The 634-nt window shown below is 44.6% G+C and carries 1 protein-coding gene; it reads left to right on the forward strand.

The window, feature by feature from the left end; translation table 11 throughout:
* Window positions 1–584, forward strand: a 584-nt coding sequence (locus tag ASC50_RS03030) for a PfkB family carbohydrate kinase (RefSeq protein WP_226995362.1), incomplete at its 5' end; no start/stop codon positions are given.
* Window positions 585–634 lie beyond the last annotated feature (50 nt).

The following is a 634-nucleotide window of genomic DNA, read 5'->3' on the forward strand; positions in this document are numbered from 1 at the left end:
AAGCGGATGATGTGATTCTTTTCGGTTCCTATTTTGCTGTTAATCATGAGATTAGAAGCAATATACACCGTTGGTTGGGCGAAGCCCATAGTGCTGAGGCTGTGATTTATTACGACATCAATTTTCGGGCGGCTCATGCGGACGAAAGGGCGGAACTGATGCCTGCTTTTGAGGAAAACTTTGAATGTGCAACGGTTGTGCGCTGCTCCGACGAGGATTTGGCGGTGTTATACCCCAACCAAAGCATTGATGAAATTTACCGCACACACATTGCACCCCGTTGCAAAAATCTGATAGTAACACAAGGTGCCAAAGAAACACGCTTGTTTACTCCCAATGGGGAAAAATCTTACCCCGTGCAGTCCATAAAGCCGATTAGCACAATCGGTGCAGGGGACAATTTCAACGCAGGATTTATTTACGCCCTGATGCAACAAGCCATCACAAAATCCGATTTAGAAAATTTACCGGAACAAAAATGGAACAAACTGCTCGAATCTGCCCATAAATTTGCCGCAGAAGTGTGCCAATCGCTGACATTTCATTACAATTCTTGCCTGTTTCATCCCTTCTCCTTGGGATAATGATAATCACTTATCAGAACCACCGGTAGTAGAAGTTGTTGTAGAGGAGG

The sequence above is a fragment of the Candidatus Symbiothrix dinenymphae genome (genome assembly GCF_001431085.1).